Annotated in this window: 16 protein-coding genes; 7 read left to right on the top strand and 9 right to left on the bottom strand. The window is 42.2% G+C overall.

The window, feature by feature from the left end:
* Window positions 1–43 precede the first annotated feature (43 nt).
* On the bottom strand, window positions 44–619 hold the full coding sequence (locus tag ACM0OX_RS28715; RefSeq protein ID WP_414518409.1) for a TetR/AcrR family transcriptional regulator: 576 nt from the start codon (window positions 617–619) through the stop codon (window positions 44–46).
* Window positions 620–717: 98 nt separating this feature from the next.
* Here ACM0OX_RS28715 and ACM0OX_RS28710 point away from each other — a divergent pair, with 98 nt between their 5' ends.
* Entirely contained in the window at window positions 718–1,287 is a 570-nt protein-coding gene (locus ACM0OX_RS28710) for a carboxymuconolactone decarboxylase family protein (RefSeq protein WP_414518397.1), read from the top strand.
* Between the two features lie 198 nt (window positions 1,288–1,485).
* Here the strand turns inward: ACM0OX_RS28710 and ACM0OX_RS28705 are convergent, their stop codons facing one another.
* A complete protein-coding gene (locus tag ACM0OX_RS28705; protein ID WP_414518396.1) occupies window positions 1,486–2,868 on the bottom strand; it encodes a serine hydrolase in 1,383 nt (460 codons plus the stop codon).
* A 24-nt stretch (window positions 2,869–2,892) separates the two neighbouring features.
* The gene (locus ACM0OX_RS28700; RefSeq protein WP_414518395.1) at window positions 2,893–3,132 is read right to left on the bottom strand and encodes a hypothetical protein; all 240 of its coding nucleotides are present in this window, start codon (window positions 3,130–3,132) and stop codon (window positions 2,893–2,895) included.
* Window positions 3,133–3,330: 198 nt separating this feature from the next.
* Here ACM0OX_RS28700 and ACM0OX_RS28695 point away from each other — a divergent pair, with 198 nt between their 5' ends.
* Window positions 3,331–3,789: a hypothetical protein gene (locus ACM0OX_RS28695; RefSeq protein ID WP_334893226.1), complete on the top strand. Its 459-nt coding sequence runs from the start codon at window positions 3,331–3,333 to the stop codon at window positions 3,787–3,789.
* Between the two features lie 248 nt (window positions 3,790–4,037).
* On the opposite strand, the gene crtH is transcribed toward ACM0OX_RS28695, so the two are convergent.
* The gene (gene crtH / locus ACM0OX_RS28690) at window positions 4,038–5,528 is read right to left on the bottom strand and encodes a carotenoid isomerase (protein WP_414518393.1); all 1,491 of its coding nucleotides are present in this window, start codon (window positions 5,526–5,528) and stop codon (window positions 4,038–4,040) included.
* Window positions 5,529–5,910: 382 nt separating this feature from the next.
* Between crtH and upp the strand changes: the two genes are divergently transcribed.
* From upp to ACM0OX_RS28675, 3 genes are all read left to right on the top strand, one after another.
* Complete coding sequence (gene upp / locus ACM0OX_RS28685; RefSeq protein WP_414518392.1) at window positions 5,911–6,561, top strand: uracil phosphoribosyltransferase; 651 nt, start codon at window positions 5,911–5,913, stop codon at window positions 6,559–6,561.
* Between the two features lie 75 nt (window positions 6,562–6,636).
* Window positions 6,637–6,990, top strand: coding sequence for a hypothetical protein (locus ACM0OX_RS28680; protein WP_414518408.1), 354 nt, complete (start codon window positions 6,637–6,639; stop codon window positions 6,988–6,990).
* A 129-nt stretch (window positions 6,991–7,119) separates the two neighbouring features.
* Window positions 7,120–7,389: a YggT family protein gene (locus ACM0OX_RS28675; RefSeq protein ID WP_194042243.1), complete on the top strand. Its 270-nt coding sequence runs from the start codon at window positions 7,120–7,122 to the stop codon at window positions 7,387–7,389.
* A gap of 234 nt (window positions 7,390–7,623) precedes the next feature.
* Here the strand turns inward: ACM0OX_RS28675 and ACM0OX_RS28670 are convergent, their stop codons facing one another.
* Window positions 7,624–8,055, bottom strand: coding sequence for a biotin carboxylase (locus ACM0OX_RS28670; protein WP_414518390.1), 432 nt, complete (start codon window positions 8,053–8,055; stop codon window positions 7,624–7,626).
* Between the two features lie 140 nt (window positions 8,056–8,195).
* On the opposite strand from ACM0OX_RS28670, the gene ACM0OX_RS28665 reads away from it, so the two are divergent.
* Window positions 8,196–8,831, top strand: coding sequence for a hypothetical protein (locus tag ACM0OX_RS28665; RefSeq protein WP_414518389.1), 636 nt, complete (start codon window positions 8,196–8,198; stop codon window positions 8,829–8,831).
* Window positions 8,832–9,007: 176 nt separating this feature from the next.
* Here ACM0OX_RS28665 and ACM0OX_RS28660 read toward each other — a convergent pair whose 3' ends face one another.
* From ACM0OX_RS28660 to ACM0OX_RS28645, 4 genes are all read right to left on the bottom strand, one after another.
* Window positions 9,008–10,210 carry an alpha/beta hydrolase gene (locus tag ACM0OX_RS28660; protein WP_414518387.1) on the bottom strand — a complete coding sequence of 401 codons (1,203 nt, stop codon included), beginning with the start codon at window positions 10,208–10,210 and terminating at the stop codon, window positions 9,008–9,010.
* A gap of 362 nt (window positions 10,211–10,572) precedes the next feature.
* Complete coding sequence (locus ACM0OX_RS28655; protein ID WP_414518406.1) at window positions 10,573–11,220, bottom strand: Uma2 family endonuclease; 648 nt, start codon at window positions 11,218–11,220, stop codon at window positions 10,573–10,575.
* Window positions 11,221–11,541: 321 nt separating this feature from the next.
* Complete coding sequence (locus ACM0OX_RS28650; protein WP_414518386.1) at window positions 11,542–13,059, bottom strand: M16 family metallopeptidase; 1,518 nt, start codon at window positions 13,057–13,059, stop codon at window positions 11,542–11,544.
* A gap of 35 nt (window positions 13,060–13,094) precedes the next feature.
* The gene (locus tag ACM0OX_RS28645) at window positions 13,095–14,702 is read right to left on the bottom strand and encodes a M16 family metallopeptidase (RefSeq protein ID WP_414518385.1); all 1,608 of its coding nucleotides are present in this window, start codon (window positions 14,700–14,702) and stop codon (window positions 13,095–13,097) included.
* 289 nt (window positions 14,703–14,991) lie between these two features.
* Here ACM0OX_RS28645 and ACM0OX_RS28640 point away from each other — a divergent pair, with 289 nt between their 5' ends.
* A complete protein-coding gene (locus ACM0OX_RS28640; protein WP_335201692.1) occupies window positions 14,992–15,606 on the top strand; it encodes a TetR/AcrR family transcriptional regulator in 615 nt (204 codons plus the stop codon).
* The last annotated feature ends 56 nt before the right edge of the window (window positions 15,607–15,662 follow it).

Genomic DNA, 15,662 nt, shown 5'->3' with positions numbered 1-15,662 from the left:
AGCAACGCCTAATTTATTTTGTGTAATTGACTATGTGTCCATGTCAATTTTTTATGTTGGCATCAATCAGAACCGAGAGCGCACTTTGAGCAAATGTTGCTCCATTGGGTGACTGTTCGATTGTTGCCATTAAGCTGGCTCCTCCAATCAGTAAAAGGTACTGTTGCGAAAAGAATTCCGGATTTTTAATGCCAGCCTCAGCTGCCAAGCGCACAATAATTTGTCGAATCGACTCACGTAGGTCTACTGAAACCTGATGCGCTTTATGAGAGGCATCGGCAATTTCTAAAACAGCATTGATGAACGGACAACCTCGAAAATTGGGACTTGAGTACCACTCGCGCAACACATCAAACGTTCCTAATAAACGTTCTTTAGGTGTAATGCCTCGCTCTGACACTGCATCCTCAAACCAGCATAACCACTGGATAGCGCGATATTTCATCACTTCCTCAATTAATAAGTCTTTAGAAGGAAACCAACGGTAAAGCGTCCGTTTAGCAACGCCTGACGCTGCAATGACTTCATTAATACCGACATGCTGGATTCCCTTCTGATAAAAGAGTTCAGAAGCCTTTTCTAGGATTTGTTGCCGAGCGTGACTTGATTGGGCAGTCATAGTTAAAGGAGTAGACAAATTTGTCTCCTTTGAAATATAATAGCACCAACTTTTAGTAGACAAACTTGTCTACTTTTTTATATTTGAGGTAACAACTAATGGAATTTACCATTTACACCATTGATACTGCTCCTGAAGACTCTAAAGCAGCATTAGTTCACGCACAACAAACGTTTGGGTTTATTCCAAATTTAGAGGGAGTTTTCGCCGAAGCACCTGCATTGCTCAAAGGTTCGATGACACTATGGGATTTGTTTACTACGACAAGTTTCAGCCCAATTGAACAGCAAATCATTTATTTGACTGTGAATTATGAACACGAGTGTCACTACTGCATGGCAGCCCACTCCGGCTTGGCAAAGATGATGGCTATGAAAAGTGAAGATATTCAAGCGCTGCGTGATAACACACTACTCAAAGAGCCAAAATTGCAAGCACTACGCCGTTTTACGCAACGAATGATTCAAGCACGGGGTTGGGTTGAAGATGCTGAAATTCAGGAATTTTTAGCAGCTGGTTATGGTAAGCAACAAGTATTAGAAGTGATTCTCGGCATAGCAATTAAAGTGATGCACAACTACACAAACCACATTGCTAAAACGCCTCTTGATAAATCATTTCAGCCATACATTTGGTTAAAGCCTGAGATAGAGACCGTCAATAAATAGGATTTGATGGAATTGTAAAGGCGATCGCATTTTAATTTTGGAACTGCGATCGCACCCGATAACCCAATAATAACATCCTATATAAAAGGGGCAAAATCAGGTGTCTCAAATCTAAATAAACACTGTTGATCAGCCAATGGTGTTTATCCTTATTGATCCGTGATTACGTTACAAATTGAGGAAAATCGATCGCTTTTTCTATCTCGTAACACTGTTAGGTGAATCAACCGCAGCAACCGGGTTTTCTTGATTCAGATAATCGTAAACTAGGTGAGAAACCTGACGGATAAAGTCTCTCCCCCTGGTGTCTTTATAGGGACGAGTGACGAAAATGGCGGCCAAATAGCGCTTACCATTGGGCATAGTGACAAATCCCGCATCGCCAATGAGAAAACCGATATCTCCGGTTTTGTTGGCAATAACTGCACCTTTCCCCAAACCGGCGGGAAGCAGTGTATGAATTGTGGTGTGACGCAGAATATCTAAGGCTTGCTCCCGACTCTGTGGCGAAACTAGCTTATTATTCACAACTAAAGCCAGCACCCGCGCCATATCTTGAGAACTTGTGGTGTTGGTTCCTCTCAAGTCAGCTAAAAGATGGCGAATTACTGTGTCTTTCAGTCCCCAACTACGGAAGCGCTGATTTAGTTTCGCCGCTCCACCTAAGCGATCGATAATCATGTTGGTGGCGGTATTATCGCTAATGGTAATCATCTTAGTGATGGTTTCCAAAGCTGTGTACTTCTTGCCAACTCGCTCATATTGCATACTTCCAGAACCATTGGTAACTAAGTCACGCCGCATAGTCAGGTTTTCCTGAAGGGTAACTTTACCAGCATCTAAATCTTGGAAAAAGGCGATGAGTATTGGCAGTTTGATTGTACTAGCAGCGGGAAAAACGCGATCGCCTCCAATATCCAAATAATCCCCAGTATCCAAATCTAGAAAAAACATTCCTGTTTTCAGAAAGCTGTAGCGACTCATCAAGGCTTTAATTGGAGGTTCCAGCGCTTTCATCGGTGAATGCATCGGAACCACGCCAGCAAAGAGAGTGCTATTATCATTCACTCTTGGAGAAATACTCGGAGTTATCTCTAGATATTGCGGCTGGGTTGCAGTCAATCGTATTGGTTTGGGTAACTGCACAGACCAATGATTGGGGGATTCCTCTTGCAGTTGCACCTGTGCTAAATCAAAGGTGTAGCCGGGTGCTAAAGTAACTACCATGCGGGTAGTCTCTGCATTAAACTGCTCGATGCGAATGTCTCTAATTACTGGCCCCACTCTTTGACTAGTCTGTGGATATCCTAATGTAACTCCAGACAAATCAATTACCAAACGAGTCGGGTTGGTAAGTAATTGTACTTTCGGTTGAACATTCTCATCTGTGGTGAAGTCCAGATGATTGCGATTGCTATCAAAATGCCAATTTGCAATCGCAGCATTAGCTTTGACAGTAGAGCCAAACAGGATCAAGCTTAAGAAACTGGGTAGAAGCCAGCTAAATTTTACAATGTTTTCTTTGTGTGTGAGTAGCATCAGCGATCGCTTTGTGTGTGAGGAAAATTCTTGAACGAACAAAAGCCGCCCACCATTAAAGCACAATTATGAAAAGTTTTGTAAATAGCGGTGAAAAGGCACAGTAACGAACGAACCGATTTTCAGTGTGGCGTAACCTACCGCATCCACGCATCTGTTTGCGTATCGCACCTGATGACTGTTTCTCCAAGCGCGATCGCAATACCACAATTGTCTTACTGAAGGCTTATATTGCGAAATCCACAGTAGATATTCGACAGGAATACCACATAAAAAATGAGTATTATCCTGACATAAGATTGACATGATAATGACATATTTAAAAAATATAGAATCAACTATACTTTTAAAAAGTCACCATAATTTCTGTTTAGTAACTGCACTGCTAACAAATTTAATATTCCTTAATCAAGCAAGTGCTATGGCAGAATTTTTTGTTGCATAAGATATCTCAAACTAGTTTTGATCTAATTAGATAACTCAAAAAATTAATGTGAGGTGAAAGTGAAAGTTTCTAATATATATAAAATTAGTCTAGCTTCGTTATTATTAGCTACACCCTTATATGTTTTACCTCTGAGAATACTTGCCCAAACTCCAAATTTAAAACAGCCAGCAGTTATTATTAATAGTGGCTCTACAAATACCTGCAAATATAGAATTCGCGTATTGCCATCTGGAAAAGCAACTTACACTGTTTGCAACAGAAAAGGTGTAGGTGAAATAAAAGTGAACACAGCCACGAAATTTTTTAATGATATTTCCGCAGCTAAATCATTGTCAAATTTACCATATAAACCATGTGCGAAACCTGTTTCGTTTGGTACGTCAACTGAAGTCAGGTATCAAGGGCAAAAATCTCAAGATATTAGCTGTCCAAGTAATGATTCAAGAGTGACAAATCTGTATGATGACACTAAAAGCATTCAAGAGGAATTGAACTTTTCAACTTCCAAAAATTAACTGTCTGCGTTTGACTTGCAATCTCAATTAAAATACCGTGTAAGAGGATATTTGAAAATTCCTACTAGAGGTATTAAAACTTTCCAAGTACTTCTAAACTGCTCGATAAATTGGGGAACCTTTATTCTGGCTCCCCTTTTTTTATGAGTTTAAGGGGGGAATCAATAAGTGCGTAAAAATATAGATAAATGTTTTCAAACATCTGTATCAGCAGTAACTATTCCTTTAATTGCTTTGATTGATCCACGTTAAAATCCTAAATCTACGGCAATGCGGTGGGCGCAAGCAAACCCAGAAAAAGCAACTGCATTCAACCCTTGGCCCGGAAAAGTACTATCCCCTACACAATAAAGTCCTGAAATAGCTGTGCGATTAAAGGGCATATTCAATAATCCCCACAACTTACGCCGGGGAATTGGCCCATAAGTGCCATCTTCACGACCCAAAAAGCGGCGATGGGTGCGCGGTGTCCCCACTTCTAAATAATCCAATCCAGCATCTAAACCGGGAAAAAGCTTCTCTAGGCGGTCAATAATTCGCCAAGCTGCCTTTTCTTTCTTCGCTTCGTACTCACTCGGAGAAAGTTCTTGCCAATCATCAATCCAGTGAGGCGTGAAGGCATGAATGATGTGATATCCATTTGGTGCTAAATCTGGGTCAAGCAATGTGGGAATCGAAACAAACACTGTGCCTTCTGCTGCTGTCATCTTTTCCCAATCTTCTAGCAAAATATGGTGGCACTCTGTCCCCGCGGGTAAAACTGACTCCTTTACCCCGATGTGCAAACTCAAGAAGCTTGGAGATTTTTGGTAGTTTTGTTGCCATTTCTTCTCATTACGTGGCATTGCTTCTGCTGGTAGTAATTGTGTAAACGTATCCCAGCGTGTAGCATTAGAAACTATGCGTTTACCCCGATATACCTTACCATTAGCCAGTTGCACACCTACCGCTTTTCCTTGTTCTGTAAGAATTTTGGTGACTCTAGCTTGGTACTGAATCTGACCTCCAGCCTTTTCTAGACCTTCCACTAGTTTTTGGGCAATTTGTCCGACTCCGCCTTTGGGATAGTTAACTCCGCCATAATGCCTGTCAGAAAAGACCATTCCAGCATTAATCATTGGTGTCATGTCTGATGGAACCACCGACCAGCAATAACATTCCATATCGATAAATTTCAATAATTGCGGGTCTTTGATATAACGCCGCGCCACATCCCCGGCATTTTGGGGTAGATACTTGGCTAAACGGAGACACGCCAAAGGATGTTGGAAAAATACGCGCAGTAAATACCGAGGTTCTTCCAGCGACAGTAAATCCATGCTGTTGAGGCATTTGAATACTTTTTGACATTCTTCATAAAAGCGACGAATCCCTTGTTCTTCATGGGGAAAATGAGCAATAAGATTTTGCAAAAATTTTTCATAAACTCGGTCAACCTTCAGGTCTAAACCTTGGGGTAAATGATAGTGAATCTGTACCGGATCTGCGATCGCTTCTTGGCTGACATTTACACTTGATAATGCACGGGTGAGTAAGTTGGTTGTACCGTTCTGTCCCAGTCCAAAAATCATTGACGCACCAACATCGAATCGATAGCCTTGGCGTTCAAAATAACCAGCACTACCACCGGGAATCAAATAACGTTCCAGTACCAGCACTTTCGCCCCCTTCGCTGCTAACTGGGTCGCTGTTACTAATCCGCCAATCCCAGACCCAATTACGATCGCGTCAATTGTCATTTGTCATTTCTCCTTTGTCATTTGTACTGAGCGTATCAGTTCCGCTAACGCGTAGCGTCTGTCTGCGACACGCTGCGCAAACTTAGAGAAGTATTTGTCCTTTGTCTAGAGTCAACCAATATTCAATTTAACTAATGACCAATGACCAATCAAAAAAAAAGAGGGACGAGCCTGCTACTGCTGGCTAATCCCGTCTGCCGATCCTTAAAAGAGAGGAGAACACTGATAAGAATATAGCCTTGATTGAGAATTAATGTCAACTACTAATGAAAAAATTTATCAATAAAATTGAGATTGTTAATTTTAAGCTGTCAGCCGGATGCAGGAAAGAGTATTATGGTGTTTCAGTTCTTATACAATAAAAAGGCGCCTATTTCTGGCTATGACGCTACAATTGCGCGTTTATGTTCCACCCCATCCCCTGATCAAGCACTGGCTAGCAGTTGCCCGTGATGCAGGCACGCCTTCAGTATTGTTCCGCAGTGCCATGACTGAGTTGGGAAGATGGTTAACTTATGAAGCTGCACGAGACTGGTTGCCGACTCAAGAAACAGCAGTACAGAGTCCCTTAGATACCTGTCTGGCAACGGTGATCGATCCGCAAGTGCCTATGGCAGTAGTACCGATTCTGCGGGCTGGACTAGGATTACTTGAGGGAGCGCAGACTTTATTACCTTTAGCATCGATTTACCATCTTGGCTTGGCGCGAGATGAAGAAACACTGCAACCTCATTGTTATCTGAACAAGTTACCAGAAAAATTTGACCCTCAAACACGAGTGTTAGTTACCGATCCAATGTTGGCAACCGGAGGGTCAATGATGGCTGCAATGGCAGAATTGACACAACGGGGTGCTGACCCAGCTTTGACGCGGATTGTTTGTGTAGTAGCGGCTCCACCAGCTTTACAAAAATTGAGTGAAGCTTATCCAGGTTTAATAATTTACACCGCTACTATTGATGAAAAACTGGACAGCAAGGGGTATATTGTACCGGGATTAGGAGATGCAGGCGATCGCATCTTTGGGACTTAAGCTAGTATGCAGCTAGGGCAGGAGAATAGCATAACTACTGTAAAAGTTGCAAGGTTTGTTGAAGGCGGTAAAGATATGAGTCAGCGAGATGGTTTTGGCAGTGGTTTTATAGCAGGGGCGTTTGTTGGTGGCGTATTTGGCGGTGTTATCGGAGCACTGATTGCTTCTCGGCGCGAGCCAGAATTGCTAGCAGAAGAGGAGACAGAACTGACAGATAGTCAAGCCGAAGCTAAGAAAATAGCAGCAAAGCGGCGTCAGATGAAAGCCTCAGAAAGCGAAAGCATCGGCATAGAAACGGCCAGGCGATCGCTAGAAGATAAAATTGCCCAGCTAAATGCCACAATTGATGAAGTGCGAAAGCAACTGGGAAATGTTAATAGCAGTTCACCCCAACCAACCAATGACCGCTCCCTCACTAAAGACTCCTGAAGTTTGTTCAGGCGTGGTGAAAGTGTCAAGTGTGGTAAACGTGAAATCCGCAAACACTTTTGACTTTGGACTAAATTAAAATTAAAAGATAAGACCGCGTTTGACACCTAGTAGGAAACAAAGCTATCCATGAGTTTACTGATTACGACACTAATTACCTTTGTCAGCTTTTATAGCTATTTGCTAATTATCCGGGTTTTGCTAACCTGGTTCCCGACAATCAACTGGTATAACCAGCCATTTGCCGCTTTAGCCCAAATAACTGACCCTTATCTGAATCTATTCCGCTCAATTATTCCCCCATTGGGCGGTATGGATTTTTCGCCGATCTTAGCTTTCTTAGCACTCAATCTAGTTAGTGGGCTTCTGAGTGCCATTCCAGCTAGCCTGCCCTTATAGAAAGAAAGATTTTGATTATTACCTTGGTAAAAAATTTTGTAGAGACGTTAAGTATACAAGCGTCTCTACGATTTTTTACGAATTACTAATTAAACCAAGTTGCTAGTTATCAAAAAATACCATTATGCGAAACTAACTAGCAACTTACGTTAATTACCTAACCTGTTTCTCGCCTTTGGCGAATACTACGAATTACGAATTACGAATTACGAATTACGAATTACGAATTACGAATTACTTACGCACTTGACCGCTAAACCCCGCAGCCTTGAATTGCTTCAGCTTCAACGGAGTAGGCTGATTCGCCGGTACAGAAATTCTCAATTCAAAATCGCTAATACCTGGTGGCACCTCGGTAATAGAGCCTAAGCGAGTGCGGTTTTGCATCACCGAGTCATTATTTGCATCATAAATGCGTCCAAAAATATCTGCATCGTAGACTGTTTTATTAGTGCCATTTTCTGCCTTGCCAACGACAAGAAAACAATTGGCAGCCGCGCTACCACTACTGATAACAGCCCCTTGTGCTAGTTCTGGTGGACAATCTTTATAAGAGACATCAAATAGTTTAATCTGTGTCAGGGCTACAGCTGGGGGAATAATCACCCACGATAGAAGGGTAATGAGACATGAAATAAAAACGACCGTGAGTGAACGCAACCGCATAAAAGACCCCGTGAGTTAATTTAGCAAACAATATTTAACTTACAACCTCAGCTTACCTGAATTTAACTACAGGGTGATTGGAGACTTGAATTTAACATTTGTAATAATTAGGGGAATAACCCCTCAATTGCTATGAACTTATGACTCCAGATGAGATTGAAGTAGCTATGTTCGCAGCCTTTAATGATTGTGATGCAGCAAGCTGTCCTCTCACTGACACGCAGAAACAGATATTACTGCAAGTGGTTGAGCAAATTCAGGGAAATTCTACCTCTGGGAAGTCAAATATTGCTAATCCTTTAGACGAACTTACCTCAGAGGAGTTAGAAGCATTTTTACAATTTGTTAAGGATGAAGAACAACGCAACCGTACTTGGAAAGTGCAATTACTCAACGACTGGTTACTAGAAAAGGACTCTGGAACGGTACAGTTTATTCGCCAACGCTATGGTTTACAGTGGTTGAATCGGGTTGAGTCATATCATTTTGACAAGTATTCTTATTTTGAGGATGCACTGAAGTTAAGAATAGGCGATCGCATTGAAGTTTCCAATGCACTATGGGAATGGGTGCAAGAAGATGGCCCTTGTAAGCGGGAATGGTTTCCCTGTATGGTAATTAAGGTCGAGGAAATTAGCGATGTCTACGACGGGCGTAGATGCAGCGATGATTCCTCTACTAATTGCGTCGTCCGCTTCTTCAATGGCGCTGAGTATGAAATTCAAGGTATGTATGAATGGAATCGCTATAACTGGCGCTGGCCTCAAAAGGAGTAAGGAGTGCTGAGTTTTTTGGCGTTGCATATTTGCGGGATGATTTTGCTAGTTTTGTGGGATGGGCATCTTGCCCGTCCCTTGTATTTCAGGGCTCTCGTGTCGCCCACCCTACAAGAATCATCCCTTGATTCAGCAACGCCAGTTTTTTATACTTGTGAATGAGTCTGCGAATCAAATCATTGCCTGAACAACGCCCAAGCCAAAAACCTCTCAGTATAATACAACGCTAATTGATTGCTCACACCGTTGAAAACAGCATCAAAAGCATGTTCTGCCCAAGGAATTTCTAGAAAAACCGCAGTGTTGCCAGATTCATGTAAACGTTCATACATCTGTCTGCCAAATCGCGCTTGCACCAAATGGTCGCGACTGCCGTAAATTAATAAAGTTGGCGGTAAAGGGTGCGTTAGGTAATTTATCGGTGAAGCAATTTCATACCGATTAGGCAATTCTTCTAAAGAACCACCAAGAAATGCTTTTAAAACAGCGCGAGAATTTATAGGATCGGGATTTGGTGGTGTTTTATATCCTTCAGTTAAGTTAACAGGCCCGTAATAGTTCACCACAGCACGAATGGGTGGTGCATCGGGTTGATAAGCCGCTAGCATTGCTAGATGTGCCCCAGCAGAACGCCCTAAAAGTACCATACGTTCTGAATCGGCTTCATATTCAGCGGCATGTTTGCGAATAAAATTTAGGGCTGTACGCACATCATCTAATTGAGAGGGAAACTGATATTGAGGTGCGTGTCGATAGTCGATCGCAAATACCGTATATCCATGATTAGCAATATATTGATTAAACTCGGTATTGGCATGAGTATTGCCATATTGCCAAGCTCCACCATAAATTACTACCACTGCTGGATATTTTCCTACCTCTGGGGGTTGGTAAACTTCCATTTTTAAAGGTACTCCCCCAGGAGAAGCAAAGAGAATATCTTTTTGATGACGCGTTTTCCCTAATGGAATACCCCAGAAGAAATTAACTAAGTCAAAGGAATGGGTTTGCATTTTAGCCCTTACTTGAACGGGAATTTGCTCTAGATAATTTGCTCCCAGCCCTTGTTTCATCGCTTTAGACATCTGCATTTGAGTTGGTGGGATATTTACTAGTACCCATCCACAAATTAGCAATCCGATTAAACTGAAAATGCAAACTAGGCGTTGTAGTTGACGGCGACGGATATAGAATAAAGACAACAAGAAAAAGAGCAAATTTAATAATAATAACCAAGGACTGACTTCTGGCGCTCCCACTGCTAGTGTGAGTAAAAACATATTTGGAGCCGGAAGAATAATCCAAGCACTAAGAAATAGACTTGCAAAACTGAGTAATAATGCAAGCGATGATAAAAATATTTTGGGTTTAACAAACATAGATTAAAATGCGGTAATAATGGCTTCAAAGAAGTATAATTTATCCGCTAATGTTAAGGTTGGCAATAGTTATACAGCAGAATTCAGAATTCAGGATTCAGGAGTCAGGAGTCAGAAGCAAATATACCAGGCGATTAGAAATCGCGGCTACACAAAAGAAGTCCGCACTTCTCTACAAGACGCTGCGCGAACGGCAGGCTCAGTGACCACCTACGCGGACTCAAAGAATTTGAAACCCACGGGGGTGGGTTTTGTTTGTATAGCCGCACATTCCATTCACTAGGAGAGATTTTGAGAATTAGCTTGTGTACTTCACTAACTTGAAATCTGCTGTATGTTGTGAATTATGGTGACAGCACAAGTTATTGCTGTTGTATCTGTTTTTGTACCCAAAGACGAAAAGCTTTGAGCGTTGCATTTCTGCCTGCTATTGTACTTTGCTCTAGATATTGGGGAATCGCTTCAATTAGTGGGAATATAGGAAAATTTAGGCTTTGCTGTGATTCTACATAATGTCCGTCTTGCAAAACATTAATTTGGAGCTTTCCTCGATTAAAACGCCAAAGTTCAGGCACTTTTAGCGCTTCATAAATATTAGGATGAGTGCGAGAAGTAATATCAATTTCTAAAGCTAAATCTGGAGGAGGGTCTACCGCTAAATCTAGTCGCTTCTTGCCGCGAATCTTAGATTCATTTTTTATATAGAAACACTGGTCAGGTTCTATACCTTGAGCCATTGCTTGGTTTTTGAAAGTGGTAGAACCAAGGCATCTAAACTCAATGTCTAATTCTTCCAGAAGCGCTTTGACTAAATCACCAATAATTTCTTTGTCATATTGATGTTCTGGCAGTGGTGCCATAATCTCCAGTATTCCCCTATCATAAGCAATTCGTGCTGCCCGGTGTTCCCCTAAATCTTCTAGAATTGTTTCCAATTCCTGCCAGGTTACATCTCGTAGTAGCACTCTTTGTCCTGGTGGAACATGGATGCGCTTTAATTCCAACAACATCATCTTCGCTTCCAGTAGCTAAAACCTAAATTTAGCTTACTCTAGTTGACCTGATAGGGGCGAAAACTTTTGCTGCTTTATAGAAGTGTATGCTGGAGCGATCGCTCCTATAAAGATGAATAGAATAGAGAAAAACCTCTGGAAACTCCAGAGGTTTTGGTTCCTGATTTAGTTTCTACTTGTTAACTCCAATTTGTCCTTAGTCATTTCCCGATAATGGAGAAAATTATTTTAAAAACAAGATCCCCGACTTCTCTAAGAAGTCGGGGATATGAGCCTTGCGATTTTATTTGGATATTGAGTATCTACCCATCTACGCTATTAATTCTTAGCCTGTGGCTGCGAACCAGGAATCGTTACATCAATTGGTGTCACCTGTTTAGCTAACTGTGTCAATGGCGGTTGAATGGCGGTTTGATTCCCCACTACTAGAGTCACAATCTTTTCTGGTTTGAGATATTCTCGTGCTACCCGTTGGACATCGGCTGCTGTGGTGGCGGCGACGGCTTTTTGATAGCGAAAGAGAAAATCAGCAGGATAGCCGAAATATTCGTATCGCATCAACCGTGATAAGGTTTGGCTGGGGTCTTGAAAGTTGAATACAAAGGAGTTGAGTGTAGACTCTTTGGCATAAGCCAGTTCTTTTGCTGTCACTCTTTGAGTTTGGGTGCGCTTGATTTCAGCTTGTAAGGCTTTGACAAACTGGACGGTAGCATCCGATCGCGTCTGTCCACCAGCGATAAATATGCCAGGATAATCGAAACGGGGACTCCACTGGCCATATACAGAGTAAGCTAAACCTTGACGCGATCGCAATTCATTAAATAAGCGTCCGCCAAACCCATTTAACACTCCATTCAATACATCCAACGCTGCATAATCGGGATTGTCGAAACGTCCGCCCAAATGCCCGATAAGTACACTACTTTGCGTCAGTTGGGGCTGATTGACAAAAAAGACTCCACCTGTATTAGCTGGTAAAACCTTTGGTAATGTGGGTTTAGCAATACCTGGGTTACGCTGCCAATCGCCAAACTTAGCTTGAATGAGCGATCGCATTTTCTTACTATCAAAATCGCCCACAATCCCCAAAATCATATTATTGGGGTGGAAATATTGCTGATAAAACTTGAGCAAATCCTCACGCTCAACTTTATCCACCGTCGCATACTCTATGGTGCGAGCATAAGGGCTATCTTTCCCATAGATTAATTTTTTAAATTCCCGATTAGCAATCCCATCTGGATTGTCATTACGACGGGCAATGCCACCTTTGGCTTGAGTTTTCGCCAAGTCTAGCTTTTCTGGAGCAAATACAGGCGATCGCAGCACTTCAGCAAACAGCCCAAACACTGTTTCTAAATCTTCACTGAGGGCGTCAAAGCTAGCACTACCAGAAGCTTCACCAATACCAACTTCCACAGATGCTGCCCGTTGTTCTAATATTTCGTTGAGTTCATCAGACGAATGGTTCTTAGTTCCTCCAGTTCGCATCACTGCGCCTGTAAAACCAGCCAACCCAACTTTTTCCATTGGTTCCAAGCGATTCCCTGTCCGTACAAACGCTGTACCATTCACCAACGGTAATTCACGATCTTCCATTAAATAGACAACCAAGCCGTTTTGCAGCACAAACCGCTCATACTTGGGTAACTTAATCTCAGGTAGCGGTGGTAGCTGCAATTCTGTGTAATGTTTCGCCTCAGCTGTCGCCGCCAGAGAAAAATTACAAGTTAAAAGTAAGCACGCAAAAACAGCAACCAAAGCATAAATCAATCCTTTCCTATTTTGAATTTTCAACGCTATCTGCCTTTTAGCTTTCAACTTGTACTTCTGCATATCTATTTTCCTGTGCGCCCTTTGCGGTTTCTTTTTCATCCTTGTTTCGACAACAGCTTCCCAATCGTGCGATTTTTCGGCGTAAAAGTATCCTTTGCCACTCGCACAATATCAGCCGTCGTTACCGCTGAAATGTCATCCAACTGCTTAAACAAATTCCGCCAAGAGCCAGTTTTCACCTCATATTCCAACAATTGTTGAGCCATGCCCATATTGGAATCGAGAGTACGTAACAAACCTGCCCGTGCTTGAGTTTTCACTCGTTGCAAATCAGCTGCCGCTACAGGCTCAGTTTTTAATTTGTCAATTTCTTGACGCAAAGCCACCGCCAACTCATCAACTGTATGACCAGGAGCTGTGAGAGCATAGAAAAATATCAAGTTTGGATACTTATCTCCAGGAAATCCACTGTAACCTTGAGCATTTAGCGCCAACCGCTGCTTTTCTACCAAAGACTTATATAGCCGCGATGTGCGTCCATCACTTAATAAACTGCCAATGATTTCATAGACGGCGTTATCTGGATGAGTAATCGCCGGACGATGATAACCTTCTAAATACCAGGGTTGAGAAGGTAGCTGTAAAGTAACTTCCCGTGTTTGTTGTTGTGGCGGTTCCACCGGAATTTGTTCAACAGCTTTGGTTTTGGCTTGAAAGCGGCCAAAATAAGTTTGCGCTAGTTTTTTCACCTGAGTAGGATTGACATCTCCGACAATAGCAATGGTCAAATTACTTGGTACGTAGTGAGTATCAAAAAACTTTTGGACATCTTCTGGTGTCAGATTGCGGATATCTTCGTCATAACCAATCACCGGACGCCTGTAGGGATGGGCTTTGTAAGCAGTATCGATAAACTTTTCCACCATCAATCCAATGGGTGAATTCTCTATCCGCATCCGTCGTTCTTCTAAAATTACATCTTTCTCTTTATAAAACTCACGACGAATTACCGGATCGAGAAATCGCTCTGACTCCAACGACATCCAAAGTTCTAGCTTATTGGCAGGAAAGCTGTAAAAATAACGAGTCGCTTCGGTTGAAGTATTGGCATTTAAACCTACACCTCCTGCTTGTTCGACAATTTGCCCCAATTCATTTTGCTTGACTAGCTTGCCTGCTTGCGATTCCACTTGCTCAAACTCAGTTTGTAACCGAACAACTTCAGCTTTTTTGCCATCGGCTTTCGCTGTTTTAATTTGAGCATTCAACTGCTCTAAGGTATCTAGCAGTGGTTTTTCTTTTTGGTAGTCTTGTGTACCAATACGCGTTGTGCCTTTAAACGCCAAATGTTCCAGAAAGTGAGCTACACCAGTTTTGCCATTTGGCTCATCCACACCACCGACATTCGCATAAGTCAGAAAAGAAACTACGGGCGCTTGATGTCGTTCCAAGACAATGAATTTCAAACCATTGTCGAGGCGAAACTCCGTTAACTGCTTAATAACTCGATCTAGATAAGGTTGGATTGAACTTTGAACTGGCGGGGTTTGAGTTTTGGTTTCTTGAGGAGGAGGCGCTGTCTGAGTTTGAGCTAGAGCGACTTCTGGTAGCAATCCCCACCAGAGAATACTAAAAGCTAACAAAGTGATAAACAACCGCCGCAATATCACAGATACAGGAGTTACATAGAAGAGATCCCCCAACCCCCTTAAAAAGGGGGCTTTTGAGATCCCCCCCTTTTTAAGGGGGGTTAGGGGGGATCTAAGTTTTAGGCTTTGAGTGCGTAAGTCCTGCAAAATTCCCAATTTAAAATCTAAAATTGACCGACTGCTCTGGTTCATAAGCGAGAAGTAAGATAAAGTTACATTACCTAAATAACAGGATACTTAGCAAAAGAGCGTTAATCTTGTATTAAGCTTTCAGTGGCTCTTTGCACTTGACGTTAGACAATAATGCTACAAGTCTTGTTACGGATATCTAACCATAACTTTTATGCGAGTTTTTAATTCTTCTCCGCCCTCAGAGGCTCAGACGCGCACCCGGATTTTACAGGCAGCGCAACGGTTGTTTGCCTCTCAGGGATTTGACGGCACTACTACCCGCGACTTAGCACAAGCGGCAGGTGTAGCTGAAGGTACTCTATTTCGTCATTTTCCAAATAAAAAAGCAATTTTGGTGGAAGTAGCCACGAGTGGCTGGGTAGAGATTTTGACAGATTTGCTCACAGAATTAAGTGAAATGGGCAGCTATAAAGCCGTCGCTCAGGTGATGCGTCGTCGGATGTGGAATTTCCAAAAAAATGCCGATTTGATGCGTGTTTGTTTTATGGAGGTGCAATTTCACCCCGATTTGCGCGATCGCATTCAATTAGAAGTCATTACCAAAATGACTGATGTGGGTGAAGCATTCTTTCAAACAGCGATGGATAAAGGCATTTATCGTCAAGGGGACGCCAAGCTAGTTGCAAAAGTTTTCTTAGGAATGTTTGCGATCGCAGGTTTTTCTAACAATACCCTCATCGAACCTGATGCCTCTCCCCAACAAATGCAGGAAATGGCCGAAGGACTCGCTGATATCTTTCTGAATGGTGTCTTGGTTAAAGAGTGAGGAGTTATGAGTTATGAGTTATGAGTTATGAGTTATGAGTTATGAGTTATGAGTTA

Origin of the sequence: Nostoc sp. PCC 9305 (genome assembly GCF_963920915.1) — a bacterium.
Lineage (GTDB): Bacteria > Cyanobacteriota > Cyanobacteriia > Cyanobacteriales > Nostocaceae > Nostoc.
This window is presented reverse-complemented; position numbering and strand designations above follow the sequence as displayed.